This window comes from Acidobacteriota bacterium (assembly GCA_039683095.1).
Classification (GTDB): Bacteria; Acidobacteriota; Aminicenantia; order Aminicenantales; family Saccharicenantaceae; genus RBG-16-66-30.
In genome coordinates, this window is the sequence record JBDKSB010000012.1 from 964,587 (window position 1) to 979,137 (window position 14,551).

Genomic DNA, 14,551 nt, shown 5'->3' on the forward strand with positions numbered 1-14,551 from the left:
AACTGGCGTCTTCTTCATCCCTTGACCAGTCCCCTGCGGGACGCCGGGCCGCCATCCGCGGGAAGCGCAGAAGATCAAGTAGTTCGAACGGTCCCAGACGGTCATTCCGGGCGCAGGGCGTCCGGAGGCGGCGACGCCACTTCGACGTCCTCGCCCCGCGAAGGGTGCGGGAACCGGATCTTCCAGGAGTGCAGGAGATAGCCGGTCGCGCCGGGCGTCGTTCCTCCCTCGTCGTCCACGCCGTCGGCCCGGGGGACGCCCCCGGGCCCGTAAAGCGGGTCGCCGACGAGAGGGTGGCCGGCGTAGGCGAGATGGATGCGGATCTGATGGGGACGGCCCGTCGGGATGACGACCTCGACAAGCGCGGCGTTCTTTTCGGGAAAGCGGCGGAGGACCCGGACGTGGCTCGTGGACGGCCGGCCGCCCGGGCGATAGGCGTTGACGGTCGCCGGAAGGCGGTGGGACACGGGACCGATGGGCGCGTCGACGGTGAAGGCGCCGGGCATCGACGTTCCCGAGGCCAGGGCCAGGTAAACCTTGAGGATGCGCCGCTCGAACATGGCCTTGGCCAGCGAGCGCCCGGCCCGATGGTTCCGGGTAAAGAGGATGGCGCCCGAGGTGCCGCGGCCGAGGCGGTGGAGCGGCGAAACGGCCGGGCCGAAGCGGCGCCGGGCCTGATAGAGCAGGGTGTTCTCCAGGAAGAAGCCGCCGGGGAGGACGGGCAGGCCGGAGGGCTTGGCCAGGGCGAGGATGTCGTCGTCCTCGAGGAGGACGCCGAAGTCCGTCGGGGCCTCCGGCTCGTCCCAGGGCGGGCGATGGTAGACGAGGAGGTCGCCGGCGGACAGCGGGTCGTGGGGCGAAGCGGGACGGCCGTTGAGCGTCACTTCGCCGCGTTCGATCTTCTCCCGCCATTCGGCTTCGGTCGAATGACGATAGCGCCGGGAATAAAAGCTCAGAATGGACGAGCCCTCGTCCGGACGGGAGATCCGGTCGGGATAATCGTAGCCGTGGTTTCTCATCGTCCGGGATCCGCCCGGCGTCCGGCTGATCTTCCCTAGGCCTTGGAGGCGTATTCGCCGGTCCGGGTATCGACGCGGATGATCTCGCCGACGGCCATGTATTCGGGGACCTGGACGACGAGCCCGGTCGAGAGCGTGGCCGGCTTCGTCCGGGCGGTGACCGAGCCGCCCTTGACCGAGGGCCGGGTCTCGACGATCTCGAGGTTGATGAAGGTCGGGATCTCCAAGCCGAGGACGCGGCCCTCGGACGAGATGGAGATGAGCCCCTCGACGCCCTCCGTGAGGTAAGGCCACTCCTCCTCGATCTCCTCCTTCGTCAGGCTGAACTGGCTGTAGTCCTGGAGGTCCATGAAGGTGATGCTCGAGGCGTCGCCGAAGAGGTACTGGACCGGCCGCCGCTCGAAATCGGCTTCCTCGAACATGTCGTCGCCGTGGAGCGACTGGTCGATCTTCCTCCTGGTCTTGAGGTTGCGGAAGCGGATCTTGTAGAGCGTCACGGCGCCGCGCGCCGACGGCGTCTGGACCTTGATGGTCTCGACGATATGCGGGTCGCCGTCGATCCTGACGACATCGCCCTTCTTCAGATCGGATGTGCTGAACACGAAGACTCCTCTGTCCTGCTCTTCCACCCGCCCCGGCCGGAAAAAGAATATAGTCTTCCGGCCGGTCCGCGTCAAGGACGCGGCCTGATCACTTGGGCCTGGCGTCCAGGGCCTTCCAATTAAGCAACGCGTTGAATATAAAGAAATAAGAGCCGCTGGTCTGGCTCCGCCAGGCGGGGTTGAAGCTGAACAGGACGACGTGGCCCTTGCCGATCGTGACGTCGGCCAGGGCCGGCGAGCCGGCCAGCTCCTCGCCCCCGGCCAGCCCGCCGCTGATCAGAAGGTCGGCGGCGCTCGCGGCGAAGCTCAGAACGATCCGCGGCCGGACGGACGAAACCTGCGGCCGGGGCAGCTCGTCCTCGGCCTCAGTCCCGGCCGCGCCCTTCTCGGCCTTGCGGAACTCCTCGACGGCCTTCTGGCCGAGGTCGCGGGGCCGGCCCTGGATGATGTCCGGGTCGGAGACGCCGCCGCGCCCGGATACCCGGCCCGCCGGCCCGCCCGCCGGGGCCGCCAGGCTCCGGCTCCGGCCGCTCATGCCGCCCAGGGTGAAGACGGGCGACTGGCTGAAGTAGATGCCGACCTGGTCGTCATAGCCGTAGGCGAGCGGGCTGGTCCGGTCGCCGACGGACGCCAGGAACACGCCGCCGCGGGCCCAGAGCTTGGTCGTGTCGCGGACGGCCAGCCCCCGGGCCAGGCCGTAGTGGATAGGCAGGCCGGAGCTGTTGCCGATGGTGACGAAGACGCCGCCGTCCCGGACGAAATCGCGCAGGTGCACGACGCCGTCGAGCTCGAGGCCGCCGCGCATGTCGTCGGTCGAGTCCTCGGCGCCGATGTTCGGGGTCAGGTCGGTCTTCTTCCAGGGCAGGGGCCTGTCGCCCTCGAGGCCGTTGACGATGCTGAACGGGTCCGGCGACGAGGGCCCGAAGATGATGACATCGTACTTGTCGCGGAGCCTGGCGTTGTCTCGGACGGCGTGGACATCGATATAGTCGTAGGGGATGCCGCAATCGTCCAGGGCGATCCGCAGCCAGCCCTCGTTCTGGGTGTTCTGCCAGGTGTGCATGACGGCCAGCCGCGGCGCGTCCGCCTCGTGCGCCGGCACGTCGGGGACGGCGGGCACGGCGGCGACGGCGAAACCGAGCCTCCGGCCGGCCTCGTCGAGGATCCCTTCCAGGTCCCTGGGGTTATCCCCCGGCTTGAGGATGAACGACCCGGCCCGGAACTTCCGGCCCTGGGCTTCGAAGTCCTTCTCGGCCGCCCGGATCTTCAGGTCCCTGCGGGCGTAGCGGAACGTGGCCAGGACGGTGTCGGCGTTGTGATTGACCAGGTAGGCCTGGACGGCCCCCTTGCCGAGCCGGGTGACGCCGCCGGGAGCGGCCACCTCGCCCTTGACCGGGGTCATCGCCGCGTCCAGGACCGCGACGTCCTCGACCCGCACGGACTTGGCGTTGTAGAGCGGGCCGAGCGTCCAGCCGACGTCGTCGTACGGGGCGGGATCGTTGACGTTGAAGTACTGGCGGTCGAGCATCATGTCGGCCAGCCGCGAATAGGGCTGGTCCATGCGGACGACATAGCTCCCGGCGGGGTATTCCGCGTCCTTGACCTTGAAGGGCTTGTCGGCCCGCTGGACCTCGATGCCCTGGGTCTGGAGCTGGCGGAGCAGCCTGGCCTGCTGGCCGGGCCGCGGGTCGTCGCCGGGGAAAACGTAGGCGGCCGGGCCCTCGGCCCGGGCCTTGGCGATCGAGCGCTTGCCCTTGAGATAGAAGCTCTCCAGGAACTTGTCCTTGAGCGCGGCCACATGGTTGAGGGCGACGAGGACGCCGCTCTGCTGGAGGTTGACGTTGTCGCGCAGCGACCAGAGGACCGAGCGCAGCGGCGGATTGGGCCGGAACCAGGCCCGGTCGGGGGAGGCCGAGACGACCCGGGTCGAGCCGTCGCCCGCGGTCTGGGTCTCGTAGAAGCGGCCGATGGCGTTGTGGCCGTTGGCCGCGTAGAAGGCGTAGTTCGGCGTCCAGCCGTCGTAGAAGCCCTGGGTCCAGACGCCGGGAACGCCCGCCTTGGTCAGCTCGTCGACCTCGCGGTAGGCCAGCAGGTTCCATTCGTCGATGGTGATGGGGTCGAGCCAGGCGTTGTAGGGCCCCGTGCCGGTCGAGATGTAGAGGTAGGACATCGACTCGTGGAGGTCGTGCATGACCAGGGGATGGAAGTCGAGGAAGGTCTTGGTGATGTTCTGGCTGAGCTTCAGGGCCAGGCCGAGGTTGTCGCGGTTGTTGTCGTGGGACACGTACTTGCCCCAGTAGACGAGCCGCGTCGGGACGTTGGCCTTGGGGTCCTTGCGCTTGGCCATGGCCAGGTCGACCTGCTTGTCGCGGCCGTCGGGCTCGAGCACGGGCGTGATCAGGGTGATGACATTCTCGCGGATGGCCTTGACGAAGGGCGAGTCGTCGACCGCGATGCGGTAGGCCAGCTCCATGAGCATCTCTACCGAGCCCGTCTCGGACGAGTGCAGGCCGCCCGTGGCCCAGTACATGGGCTTGGCCTGGGCCAGGAGAGTCCTGGCCTCGGCCTCGGAGAGCCGGCGCGGATCGGCCAGCCTGGCCATGATCCCCTTGTACCGGTCGAGGTCCCTGATGGTCCCCTCGTCGGCCACGGCGACGACGATCCAGTCGCGCCCCTCCTCGGTCTTGCCGACGTCGAAGACCTTGACCCGGGGCGTGGCCGCCGCCAGGGCCCGCATGTACGTGGTGACGTCGGCGGTATAGGAAAGGACGTCCCGCGCCCCGGCGATGTGGCCGAGGACCTCGAACGGCGTCGGGATGCCCGGGGCGGACGGCAGGTAGTTGACGTACTGGGTGAGGAAGCAGGGATCGGTCGTGAACTCGAGGATCTTCTTGGTGTATTCCGCGTCGACCTTCTGCTGGGCCGGAAGCGGGCGCGTTGCCGCCCCGGCGATGAAGACCAACGCCAGGATCAGGATCAGGTGTCTGCCAGCTCGACCGTTCTTTTGCACGCTCGACCTCCTTGTAATGCTTGCGGATCGGATGCGGCCCGGCCGGATCGGAGCCCGGGTCCGCTCAATGCCCCGTCATTTCGCTCCGGGGATCTCGATCTCATAAAGGGAAACGCTGATCGGCGGGACCGTAAGCTTCTTGCCGAACGGGGCGGCCGCGGTCTCGCGAACGACGACCTGGGGCTCCTTCCCGGGCACGTTGCAGGCCCTCGGGTCGGGCCCGTCGACGAGGAAGAGCCGGGCCGCCTTCGGCAGCTTCAGCCGTCCGGCGTCGAGCCGGAGCTCCATCGGCCGCCTGGTCGGATTGACGATCGAAAGCGTCAGGACCGTCTTCGCGTCGTCCTTCCAGCAGGCCATGACGTCGAGCGGTTCCGGCGCGCCTCCGACCGCGACGGGGATCCTCCCGAAGTGGCGCCGGTAGAGGGCCAGGATGACGCCCGTCGAGTCGAGGACGGCCGCCGTCTTCGAGGTCTTGATGGCCCCGATGACGTTGACCGTCTGGGCATAATTGGCCATGAAGTAGACGTCGGTCTGGCGGGCGAATTCGTTGAAGGCCGCGGCCACGCCGAGGGCGTCCTCGAGGAAATACTGCGTCCCGATCTCGCCGTAGATGTCCGGGCCGTACCAGTAGTTCCACTCGTCCAGGGCGACCGGGACCGGATGGGCCTTGAGCGTCGGGATCTCGGCCCGGTACTTCCGGTGGGCTTCGGCGATGCGGCGGATCGCGGCCGGCATCTGGCTGACGTGGCTGAGAAGGCCCGGCTTGTGCTGGACGTAGAAGTGCTCGCTGATGAGGTCCATGTGGTTCGAGGCCTCGGCCAGCATGGTCTCGCTCCAGGGGCCGACGGCGCCCACGGCCGCGACCTGGACCGAGGGGTCCATGGCCTTCATGGCCACGGCGAACTGGGTGTGCTTCTTGACGTAGTCGGAGAGCGGCATATGGCCGAGCTGCCAGTCGCCGTACATCTCGTTGCCGATGGCCCAGAACTTGACGCCCCAGGGCTCGGGATGGCCGTTGGCCGCCCGGAGCCGGCCCATCTTGGTGCCGGGCCCGCCGTTGGCGTACTCGAGCTCCTCGAGGGCCATGGCCGCGTCGCCCAGGCCGCTGTTGACCGTGACGTAGGGCTCGGCCCCGATGAGCCGCATCAGGTCCATATACTCGTGGATGCCGACGTCATTGTGCTCGACGCCGGTCCAGGCCGGGTTCTTGCGGGGCGGCCGCCGGTCGCGGTCGCCGATGCCGTCGCGCCAGTCGTAGCCGCTGACGAAGTTGCCGCCGGGCCAGCGGTAAACGGGCGCGTCGAGCTCCCTGAGCAGGGCCAGGACCTGGGGCCGGAAGCCGTCGACGTTGTCCGCGGGCATGATCGAGACCGTGCCGATCCCGAACGCGCCGCGGCCGGACGAGACGATCTCGAGCCGGGCCTTCCCGGTCGAGGCCCCGGCCTTGAAGGCGAAGGGGAAGGTCTTGTAGCCGCGGCCGAGTTCCCTGACCGCGAGCGTCTGGCGCGCCCCGGGGCCGTCGCCCCAGACGAGGCTGACCTCGACCGGGGCCGCGGACGCGTCGCCGCAGAGGACGGCCCGGCCGGAGTATTCCTTCCCGGCGACCAGGGCCAGATCATTCTGGACGATGCCGCCGGGGCCCTTGCCGGTCAGGGTCACGCGCGGCGCGTGCGCGCCGGTGAAGGGCTTGGCCGCGTCCATCTTGACGAGGGCCTTGTCACCGACGGCCTGCCAGGGCGATTCCCCCTCGCCGACCGGCCAGAAGAATTTCCTGTCCTCGAGCATCTCCGCCCAGACGCCCTGGTAGATCGAGCGGCCCAGGTGCTCGATGAACTGGCCGTAGATGTACCTGGACATGGGCGCGGCCGTCTTGCCGCCGTCGATCCTGACGGCGGGCCGGCCGAGGTCCTTGCCGGAGAGGCGGACCAGCTCGACGTCGTCGAACCAGGCCTTGCCGGTGGACCGGCCCCAGCCGCCGAAGAGGCAGGAAACCGGCAGGGCGTCGTTGGCCCCGGCCTCGAACTCGACCTCGACCCGCGTCCAGTCCCGCGTGCCCGTGAGCGCCGGCGTCCGCCACTCCTCCTGGCCGTCGACGTTGATCTGAGCCCCGCGGCCCGAGCCCGCCAGCAGGTTCTCGGTCCTGATCCAGCCGCTCAGGCGGTAGCGCGAGTAGGGCCGGATCGGGACGGTCGCGACCCACGAGGCGTCGGCGCCCTTCCCGGACGAGATGGCGACGCTGCGGGCGCCCGCGTGGCCGGCGGGCTCGACGGAGAAGGAGGCGTCGCTCCGGTCCTGCCAGCTCCGGGAGGTCCAGCCTTTCGGGCTCTCGCCCTGCATCTCCTCGAACGAGCCGTTGGCGACGAACTGGGTCACCCCGGCAAGCTCGTCCCGGGCCTCGGGCCTTCCGGGACCGGGCCGGCAGGCCGCGCAGGCCAGGGCCAGCTCGCACGCGGCGATCGCGATCAGGGCGGGATACGGGCGGCGGCGGTGGGCGGTCATCGTTCCTCCTTCGGGATTGGGACGGCCGCCGGCAACTTTACCTCGCCCCTGTCCCCCTGTCAACGCCTTGACATCCGACCGCGATCTGGGTAACCCTTATCGCCGGAAGACGATATCATGACACCGCGACGTCCGAAGCTCTTGTTCTTCGACTGCGAGACGACCGGCCTGCCCCGGGTCCGCTATTTTGCGCCGGAAGTCGCGGAGGAATGGCCCCGCCTCGTCCAGATCGCCTGGGCCCGCTACGATCCCGGGGGCGATCCCGAGGATGCCCGCTGCCATATCGTCAAGCCGGAGGGGTTCCGCATCCCGGAGGACGCAACGGCCATCCACGGCATCTCCGACGCCCAGGCCAGGCGGGAGGGCCGGGCCCTCGGGGAGGTCCTCGACGATTTTCTGGCCGAGGCCGAGCGGCCGGCGACGACGCTCGTGGCCCACAATTTCGACTACGACCGCGGCGTCATCGGAGGCGAGCTGGTCCGGGCGCGCAAGTCCCTGCGCTTCCTGGAGCTGCCGTCGATCTGCACGATGAAGGGGACGACAGAGCTCTGCGGCCTGCGCCGGCCGGGCGGGGGCCTCAAGTGGCCGACGCTCGACGAACTCCACTGCTACTGCTTCGGCTACTCCTACGAAGGGGCCCACGACGCGGCCAACGACATCGGCGCCTGCGCCCGGGCCTTCTTCAAGCTCCTCGAAGCCGGCCACTTCCGGATCTGAAGGCCTGCGGCATCCCGGCCGCCGAACAAAAGATCCCTGTCCCGGGCTATTTGATCTTCCACTCGTGGACGCCGGCCGACCAGTCCGGCTGGAGCCGGACCTCGAGGCGCAGGGCCCTGGTCCGCACCGGCGCGAACTTGACCGTGTTCCAGGCGTCCTTGGCCGTGCCGTAGGCGCCGGCCGGGCTGACCGGGAGCCAGTCCTCGCCGGCTTTGTAGAGGATGCGCCAGGAGGCGGGCACGCGGCAGCCGCCGGCGCCCGAGTCGTCGAACCAGTAGACGGACGCTTCGGAGACGCGCACGGGCGCCTCGAAAGCGTAATCGATCCATTCGGACGTGCCCTTCTTCGGCCACCAGTGCATGTAGCCCGCGGCGTCGTCCGAGCTCTCGGGCTCGAACTGGTCGTTGATCCGTTTCGGGCTGACCGCGCCCTCCGAGGCCGTGACCGCCGCCTTGGCCGCGAGGCCCGGCTCGCGGGCGACGCGCGCCCTGGACGGGTCGCGGGCCAGCCAGACGGCCATCTCGCTCCGGCCCCGGTTGGCCCAGGCGTAATACGGGATGAGGGTCAGGGGCTTCTTCTCGGTCACGATCTTGCCGGCCTTTTCGCTGACGGCCTCGGCCGCGCCGGTGATGACGACGACGCCGTTGAGGAGTTCCGGCCTCATCTCGGCGCTGAGCGCGGCGCCGTCGGGCAGGACGAGGTTCGCGACCCGGCCCTCGTTGTCAGGCCCCTCGGCGCAGTAGACGAGCGGGCCGCGCTCGACGGCGACCAGGCCGCGGTCGGCCTCGACGGCCTCGTTGGCCGCGACCCGGCGGACCGGCATTGGCAGCGACAACTCGACGACGTCGCCGGCCTTCCAGGTCCGGTTGACGAGGGCGTAGCCCTTGTCGAGCGCCAAGGCCGCCGGCGCGCCGTTGACCTTGAGCGCCGGCTGGCCGGCGGGCGGCTCCGGATAGGAATAGAGGCCGGTCGGCACCGGACGGTTCAGGGCCCAGCCGGGGATGCGCACGGCCAGGGTGAATGCGGCGTCTTTCGCGGGCCGGACCTCGATGCGGATGTCGCCCTTCCAGGGATACTCGGTCGTCTGGACGAGCTCTAGGTCCGTGCCGCCGGCCTTCATCCGGCCCGTCCCCTGGGCATAGAGATTGACGTAGACCCGGTCGCTCGCGGCCGCGTAGAAATACCCCGGCACCGAGGTCAGGATGCGGGCCACGTTCGGCGGGCAGCAGGCGCAGCTGAACCACGGCACCCGCTCGTGCTGGCCGAACGAGGCCAGGGGGTTGGGGTAGAAGAACCGGTCGCCCGAAAGCGAGATGCCCGAGAGGACGCCGTTGTAGAGGATGCGCTCCATGACGTCGGCGTACTTGGCGTCGAGCTCCAGGCGCTGCATCCGCGAGTTCCACAGGAACGTGGCGATGTTGGCGCACGTCTCGGCGTAGGCGCTGGCGTTCGGCAGGCGGTAGGGCGGGCCGTAGCCCTCCCAGCCGCCGGCGGCGCCGATGCCGCCGGTGATGTAGAGCTTGGTCCCGGCCATGTCGGCCCAGATCTTGTCCAGGGCGGCGATGTAGGCGGCCTCCCCGGTCAGGGCGGCGACGTCGGCGGCCCCGGCGTAGAGATAGCCGGCCCGGACGGCGTGGCCGACGGCCTCCGTCTGCTCGACGAAGGGCTTGTGGTCCTGGGCGTACTCGCCGTAGAGGAGCTCGGTCCGGCCCTCGTTCTCGTAGGGGATCCGGCCTTCGGCCCGGCCGCGGGCGTCTATGAAGAACTTGGCCAGGTCGAGATACTTGCGCGCGCCGGTGACCCTGTAGAGCTTGACCAGGCCGATCTCGATCTCCTCGTGGCCGGGGGGATTGGCGCGCTTGCCGGGTCCGAACTCGCGGGCAACGAGGTTGGCGCTCTTGACCGCGACATCGAGCAGGTTCTTCCGCCCGGTGGCCTGGTAGTGAGCGGCCGCGGCCTCGTAAAGATGTCCGAGGTCGTAGAGCTCGTGGCTCATGTAGAGGTAGGACCAGCGCTCCCGGCCGACCCAGGGCTGGGGCGGCGGGCCGCCGATAGTGCGGGCGGCGTAGAGATAGCCGTCCGGCTCCTGGGCCGCGGCGATCTTGGCGACGAGGCCGTCGACGTACTTGGCCAGCGCCGGGTCGGCGTGCGTCGCCAGGGCGTAGGAGGCCGCCTCGATGATCTTGTAGACGTCGGAATCGTCGAACGGGAAGCTGGAGCGGTACTGGCCGCCCTTGGCCCCGGCCAGGGCGGCCGCGGCCAGTTCGAAGTTCCTGACCCGGCCCGTCTCTTCGCACATCTTGAAGATATGGGGGATGGTCACGGTGCGGTTGATCTCCAGGCGCGGCGCCCAGAAGGCGTCCGTCAGGTGCACGTCGGTGAACGGCACGGGCGCGGCCGGGTAGTCGGCCTGGGGCGCCTGGTCGCAGGCCGCGGCGAGGGCAAGGATGATCGCCAGGGCCGCTGTCGCTCGGACTCTCGTCATCTTCGGCCTCCTAAAATGGGGGACATGATACCCGTTTCCTGTTTTCTCGCCTGTCGAAAAGGCGGGATATGACGCCGATTCCTGATCCTCCCGGAATGATATCATAGCATTTTCCGGCCGGTTTTCCCGGCTTTCGGCGTTCAGGCCCGATCCGGGTCGGGGGAAGACCGGGGAACGGGCGTCATGTCCCCCATCCTTTCGGGCCGGCCCCCAGGGGAATCCTGCGTGGACGTTCCCGCAGACGGGTTGCTCCCGGAGCCGGCCTGAGTATAATAGAAGCCGGCAGTAGCCGGTCCAAGTTCGAGCGGAGGTCCATGCCCATGAAAGCCGCGAAGTACGCCCTCGGCCTCGACTTCGGCACAAACTCGGTCCGGGCCCTTGTCGTCAACATCGGCAACGGCGACGAGGTCGGCACGGCGATCTTCGACTACCCCGGCGGCTCCGCCGGCATCCTGCTCGATCCGAAAGACGCCAACCTGGCCCGGCAGAACCCGGCCGACTGGATCCTGGGCATCGAGAAGACCGTCCCGGCCGCCCTGGCCGCGGCGAAAAAGAAGGTCAAGGGCTTCGACCCTGCGGCCGTCGTCGGCGTCGGCGTCGACACGACCGGCTCGACGCCTCTGCCGCTCGATCGGGCCGGCAAGCCCCTCGCTCTCTATAAGGAATTCCGAAAGAACCTCAACGCCCAGGCCTGGCTGTGGAAGGACCATACCGCCCACGCCGAGGCGGCCGAGATCACCGCCCTGGCCGCGGCCGAACACCCCGAGTACCTGGCCAAGTGCGGCGGCACCTATTCCTCCGAGTGGTTCTGGAGCAAGATCCTCCACTGCCTGCGGACGGATCCCAAGGTGGCCGCGGCCGCCTACTCCTGGGCCGAATGCGCCGACTACATCCCGGCCCTCATGACGGGCTCGACCGATCCTCTCCGGATGAAGCGCAGCCGTTGCGCCGCCGGCCACAAGGCCATGTTCAACGACGCCTGGGGCGGCCTGCCGGCCAAGGCCTTCCTGGCCAAGCTCGATCCGCGTCTGGGCGAGCTCCGCGACCGCCTCTACCAAAAGACCTTCACGTCCGACGTCCCGGCCGGCGGCCTGACCAAGGACTGGGCCAGGAAGCTGGGCCTCCGCCCCGGCATCGCCGTGGCCGTCGGCGCCTTCGACGCCCACCTCGGCGGCATCAGCTCCGGCGTCGAGACCGGCCGCTTCGTCAAGATCATCGGCACCAGCACCTGCGACATCTGCGTCTGGCCCGCTTCCAAGAAGCTGCCCGATATCCCGGGCCTGTGCGGCATCGTCGACGGCTCGGTCCTGCCCGGCTACCTCGGGCTCGAGGCCGGCCAGTCCGCCGTCGGCGACATCTTCAACTGGTTCGTCAACGTCATCGAGCCCGGCGGTCCGAAGAAGGGCTCGCACGCCGTCCTGACCCGGGGCGCGGCGGCCCTCAAGCCCGGCGAATCGGGCCTCCTGGCCCTCGACTGGCTCAACGGCAACCGGACCGTCCTCGTCGACCAGCGCCTGACGGGCCTCATCGTCGGCCTGACCCTGCACACCACGCCGGCCGAGATCTACCGGGCCCTCATCGAGGCCACGGCCTTCGGCGCCCTGACCATAATCCGGCGCTTCGAGGAGTACGGCGTCCAGATCCGCGACGTCGTCAACTGCGGCGGCATCGCCGAGAAGAACCCGCTGGTCATGCAGATCTACGCCGACGTCACCGGCCTGGAGATGAAGATCGCCCGCTCGAGCCAGACTTGCGCCCTGGGCGCGGCCATGGCCGGGGCCGTCGCGGCCGGACGCCCGGGCGGCGGCCACGCGACCTTCGCCGAGGCCCAGGCCGCCATGGGCGGGATCAAGCGCACGGTCTACAAACCCGACGGCGCCCGCCACAAGGTCTACCTCGAGCTCTTCGCCCTCTATCGCGAGCTCCACGACGCCTTCGGCACGAAGGCCTGGAGCGGCAGCCTCTATAACGTGATGAAGGACCTGCTGGCCCTCAAGGACCTCCAGAGGAGGTAGCCGATGCTGGCCGAGCTCAAGGAATCCGTCTGGAAGGCCAATCTGGACCTGGCCAGGTCCGGCCTGGTCATCCTGACCTTCGGCAACGTCAGCGGCATCGACCGGCGCCGGGGCATCGTGGCCATCAAGCCGAGCGGCGTCCCCTACGACGCCATCAAGGCCGACGACATAGTGCTCGTCGACCTCGAAGGCGGCGTCGTCGAGGGCTGGCTCAGCCCCTCGTCGGACACGCCGACGCATGTCGAGCTCTACAGGGCCTTCCCGGGGATCGGGGGCATCACCCACGCCCACAGCCCCTACGCGACCATGTTCGCCCAGGCGAAGCGGGAGATCCCCTGTTATGGGACGACCCACGCCGACCAGTTCCACGGCCCCGTGCCCCTCACCAGGCCGCTCGGCGAGCCCGAGATCGCCGGGGCCTACGAGCGGAACACGGGCCAGGTCATCGTCGAGCGCTTCGCCGGGCTCGAGGCGCTCGAGTGTCCGGCCGTCCTCGTGGCCGGCCACGGGCCCTTCACCTGGGGCCGGACCCCGGCCGAGGCCGTCGAGACGGCCATCGTTCTCGAGCAGGTCGCCCACACGGCCTTCGGCTCGGTCATCATCGAGCCCCGGCTCGACCCCCTGGACGCGTGCCTCCAGGAAAAGCATTTCCGCAGGAAGCACGGGCCCGACGCCTATTACGGACAAAAGAAGGAGGAATGATCATGACCAACATCCCGAAGGTCCGCCTCGGCCTGGTCGCCGTCAGCCGCGACTGCTTCCCCATCGAGCTTTCCCGCAAGCGCTCCCTCCGCGTGGCGGAGGAATGCCGCAAGCTCGGCGTGTCCGTCACGCGCATCCCGACCGTCGTCGAGAACGAGAAGGACGCCCTCCAGGCGCTCGAGGAGCTGCGGGACAAGAAGATCAACGCCCTGGTCATCTATCTGGGCAACTTCGGCCCGGAGACGCCGACGACCATCCTGGCCCAGAAGTTCGACGGCCCGGTCATGGTCGTCGCCGCCGCCGAGGAGTCGGGCAAGGACCTCGTCGACGGGCGCGGCGACGCCTACTGCGGCATGCTCAACAACTCCTACAGCATGGGCCTGCGCCGGCTCCGGCCCTACGTGCCGGAATACCCGGTCGGCCTGCCCGAGGAAGCGGCCGGGATGATCGCCGATTTCGTGCCTGTCGCCCGGATCCTGCTCGGCCTGGCCAAGCTCAAGGTCTTCTCTTTCGGGCCGCGGCCGCAGGATTTCCTGGCCTGCAACGCCCCGATCAAGCCGCTCTACGACCTCGGCGTCGAGATCATGGAGAACAGCGAGCTCGACCTCTACGACATCTTCCGCAAGTCCGAGGGCGATCCGAAGGTCAAGGCGGTCGCGGCGGACATAGCCAGGGAGCTGGGTGCCGGGAACGCCTATCCCGGCATCCTGAACAAGCTGGCCCAGTTCGAAGTCGCGCTGCTCAAGTTCATGGAAGGGAACCTCGGCGCCTCGGAGTTCGGCATCTTCGCCGACAAGTGCTGGCCGGCCTTCGAGAGCTTCTTCGGCTTCGTCCCCTGCTACGTCAACTCGCGGCTGGCGGCCCGGGGCATCCCGGTCGCCTGCGAGGTCGACATCTACGGCGCGCTGAGCGAGTACATCGCCACCTGCGCCACGGAGTTGCCGGCCACGATCCTCGACATCAACAACACCGTCCCCTACGACATGATCGCCGGGGCCAGGAAGGCGATCAAGGGCTACAAGCCCTCCGACCTGTTCATGGGCTTCCACTGCGGCAATACGCCGGCCGGGTGCCTGGTCAACCCGGCCATGGGCTACCAGCTGATCATGCACCGGCTCCAGGAGCCGGGCAAGGAGCCCGACATCACCCGGGGGACGGTCGAGGGGCGGATCAAGGCGGGCGGCGTGACCATTTTCCGCCTCCAGTCGACCGCCGACACTGTCCTGCGGTCCTACATGGCCGAGGGCGAGGTCCTGGACGTCGATCCGAAGTCGTTCGGCGGGATCGGGGTCATCGCCGTCAAGGAGATGGGCCGGTTCTACCGCCACGTCCTCGTCGAGAAGCGCTTCCCCCACCACACGGCGGTGGCCTTCGCCCCGGCCGGCAAGACCCTGTGGGCGGCCATGCGCATGCTCGGGGTCGAGGACATCGGCTTCAACCGCCCGGCCGGGATGCTCTACCCGACGGAGAATCCGTTCTAAAAAATGGGGGACACGATACCT

General features: G+C 68.9%; 9 protein-coding genes. 4 read left to right on the forward strand and 5 right to left on the reverse strand.

The features are described 5' to 3' along the window. Positions 1 to 101 precede the first annotated feature (101 nt). The 4 genes from ABFD52_11970 to ABFD52_11985 all read right to left on the reverse strand — a co-directional run bounded on the left by ABFD52_11970 (position 102) and on the right by ABFD52_11985 (position 7,130). The gene (locus ABFD52_11970) at positions 102 to 1,019 is read right to left on the reverse strand and encodes an RluA family pseudouridine synthase (protein ID MEN6561482.1); all 918 of its coding nucleotides are present in this window, start codon (positions 1,017 to 1,019) and stop codon (positions 102 to 104) included. Positions 1,020 to 1,054: 35 nt separating this feature from the next. Beyond that, positions 1,055 to 1,621, reverse strand: a complete 567-nt coding sequence (locus tag ABFD52_11975; GenBank protein ID MEN6561483.1) for an elongation factor P — start codon at positions 1,619 to 1,621, stop codon at positions 1,055 to 1,057. An 88-nt stretch (positions 1,622 to 1,709) separates the two neighbouring features. Continuing rightward, on the reverse strand, positions 1,710 to 4,631 hold the full coding sequence (locus tag ABFD52_11980) for a M14 family zinc carboxypeptidase (GenBank protein ID MEN6561484.1): 2,922 nt from the start codon (positions 4,629 to 4,631) through the stop codon (positions 1,710 to 1,712). 75 nt (positions 4,632 to 4,706) lie between these two features. Further along, complete coding sequence (locus ABFD52_11985) at positions 4,707 to 7,130, reverse strand: alpha-L-arabinofuranosidase C-terminal domain-containing protein (GenBank protein MEN6561485.1); 2,424 nt, start codon at positions 7,128 to 7,130, stop codon at positions 4,707 to 4,709. 117 nt (positions 7,131 to 7,247) lie between these two features. Between ABFD52_11985 and ABFD52_11990 the strand changes: the two genes are divergently transcribed. Next, positions 7,248 to 7,847: a 3'-5' exonuclease gene (locus ABFD52_11990; GenBank protein MEN6561486.1), complete on the forward strand. Its 600-nt coding sequence runs from the start codon at positions 7,248 to 7,250 to the stop codon at positions 7,845 to 7,847. Positions 7,848 to 7,893: 46 nt separating this feature from the next. Here ABFD52_11990 and ABFD52_11995 read toward each other — a convergent pair whose 3' ends face one another. After that, positions 7,894 to 10,332 (reverse strand): glycoside hydrolase family 127 protein, encoded by a 2,439-nt coding sequence (locus tag ABFD52_11995; GenBank protein MEN6561487.1) that lies wholly within the window; start codon positions 10,330 to 10,332, stop codon positions 7,894 to 7,896. 314 nt (positions 10,333 to 10,646) lie between these two features. On the opposite strand from ABFD52_11995, the gene ABFD52_12000 reads away from it, so the two are divergent. Genes ABFD52_12000 through ABFD52_12010 form a run of 3 tightly spaced genes read left to right on the forward strand, consistent with a single transcriptional unit; the run spans position 10,647 to position 14,530 of the window. Next, positions 10,647 to 12,347: a ribulokinase gene (locus ABFD52_12000; GenBank protein ID MEN6561488.1), complete on the forward strand. Its 1,701-nt coding sequence runs from the start codon at positions 10,647 to 10,649 to the stop codon at positions 12,345 to 12,347. Between the two features lie 3 nt (positions 12,348 to 12,350). Then, positions 12,351 to 13,049: an L-ribulose-5-phosphate 4-epimerase AraD gene (gene araD, locus ABFD52_12005; GenBank protein ID MEN6561489.1), complete on the forward strand. Its 699-nt coding sequence runs from the start codon at positions 12,351 to 12,353 to the stop codon at positions 13,047 to 13,049. Between the two features lie 2 nt (positions 13,050 to 13,051). Beyond that, complete coding sequence (locus tag ABFD52_12010) at positions 13,052 to 14,530, forward strand: fucose isomerase (protein MEN6561490.1); 1,479 nt, start codon at positions 13,052 to 13,054, stop codon at positions 14,528 to 14,530. Positions 14,531 to 14,551 lie beyond the last annotated feature (21 nt).

Bases quoted from the DNA above. Each gene is read 5' to 3' on its own strand.
- ABFD52_11970 (MEN6561482.1), bottom strand. From the start codon at position 1,019: ATGAGAAACCACGGCTACGATTATCCCGACCGGATCTCCCGTCCGGAC.
- ABFD52_11985 (MEN6561485.1), bottom strand. From the start codon at position 7,130: ATGACCGCCCACCGCCGCCGCCCGTATCCCGCCCTGATCGCGATCGCC.
- ABFD52_11990 (MEN6561486.1), top strand. From the start codon at position 7,248: ATGACACCGCGACGTCCGAAGCTCTTGTTCTTCGACTGCGAGACGACC.
- ABFD52_11995 (MEN6561487.1), bottom strand. From the start codon at position 10,332: ATGACGAGAGTCCGAGCGACAGCGGCCCTGGCGATCATCCTTGCCCTC.
- ABFD52_12000 (MEN6561488.1), top strand. From the start codon at position 10,647: ATGCCCATGAAAGCCGCGAAGTACGCCCTCGGCCTCGACTTCGGCACA.
- araD (MEN6561489.1), top strand. From the start codon at position 12,351: ATGCTGGCCGAGCTCAAGGAATCCGTCTGGAAGGCCAATCTGGACCTG.
- ABFD52_12010 (MEN6561490.1), top strand. From the start codon at position 13,052: ATGACCAACATCCCGAAGGTCCGCCTCGGCCTGGTCGCCGTCAGCCGC.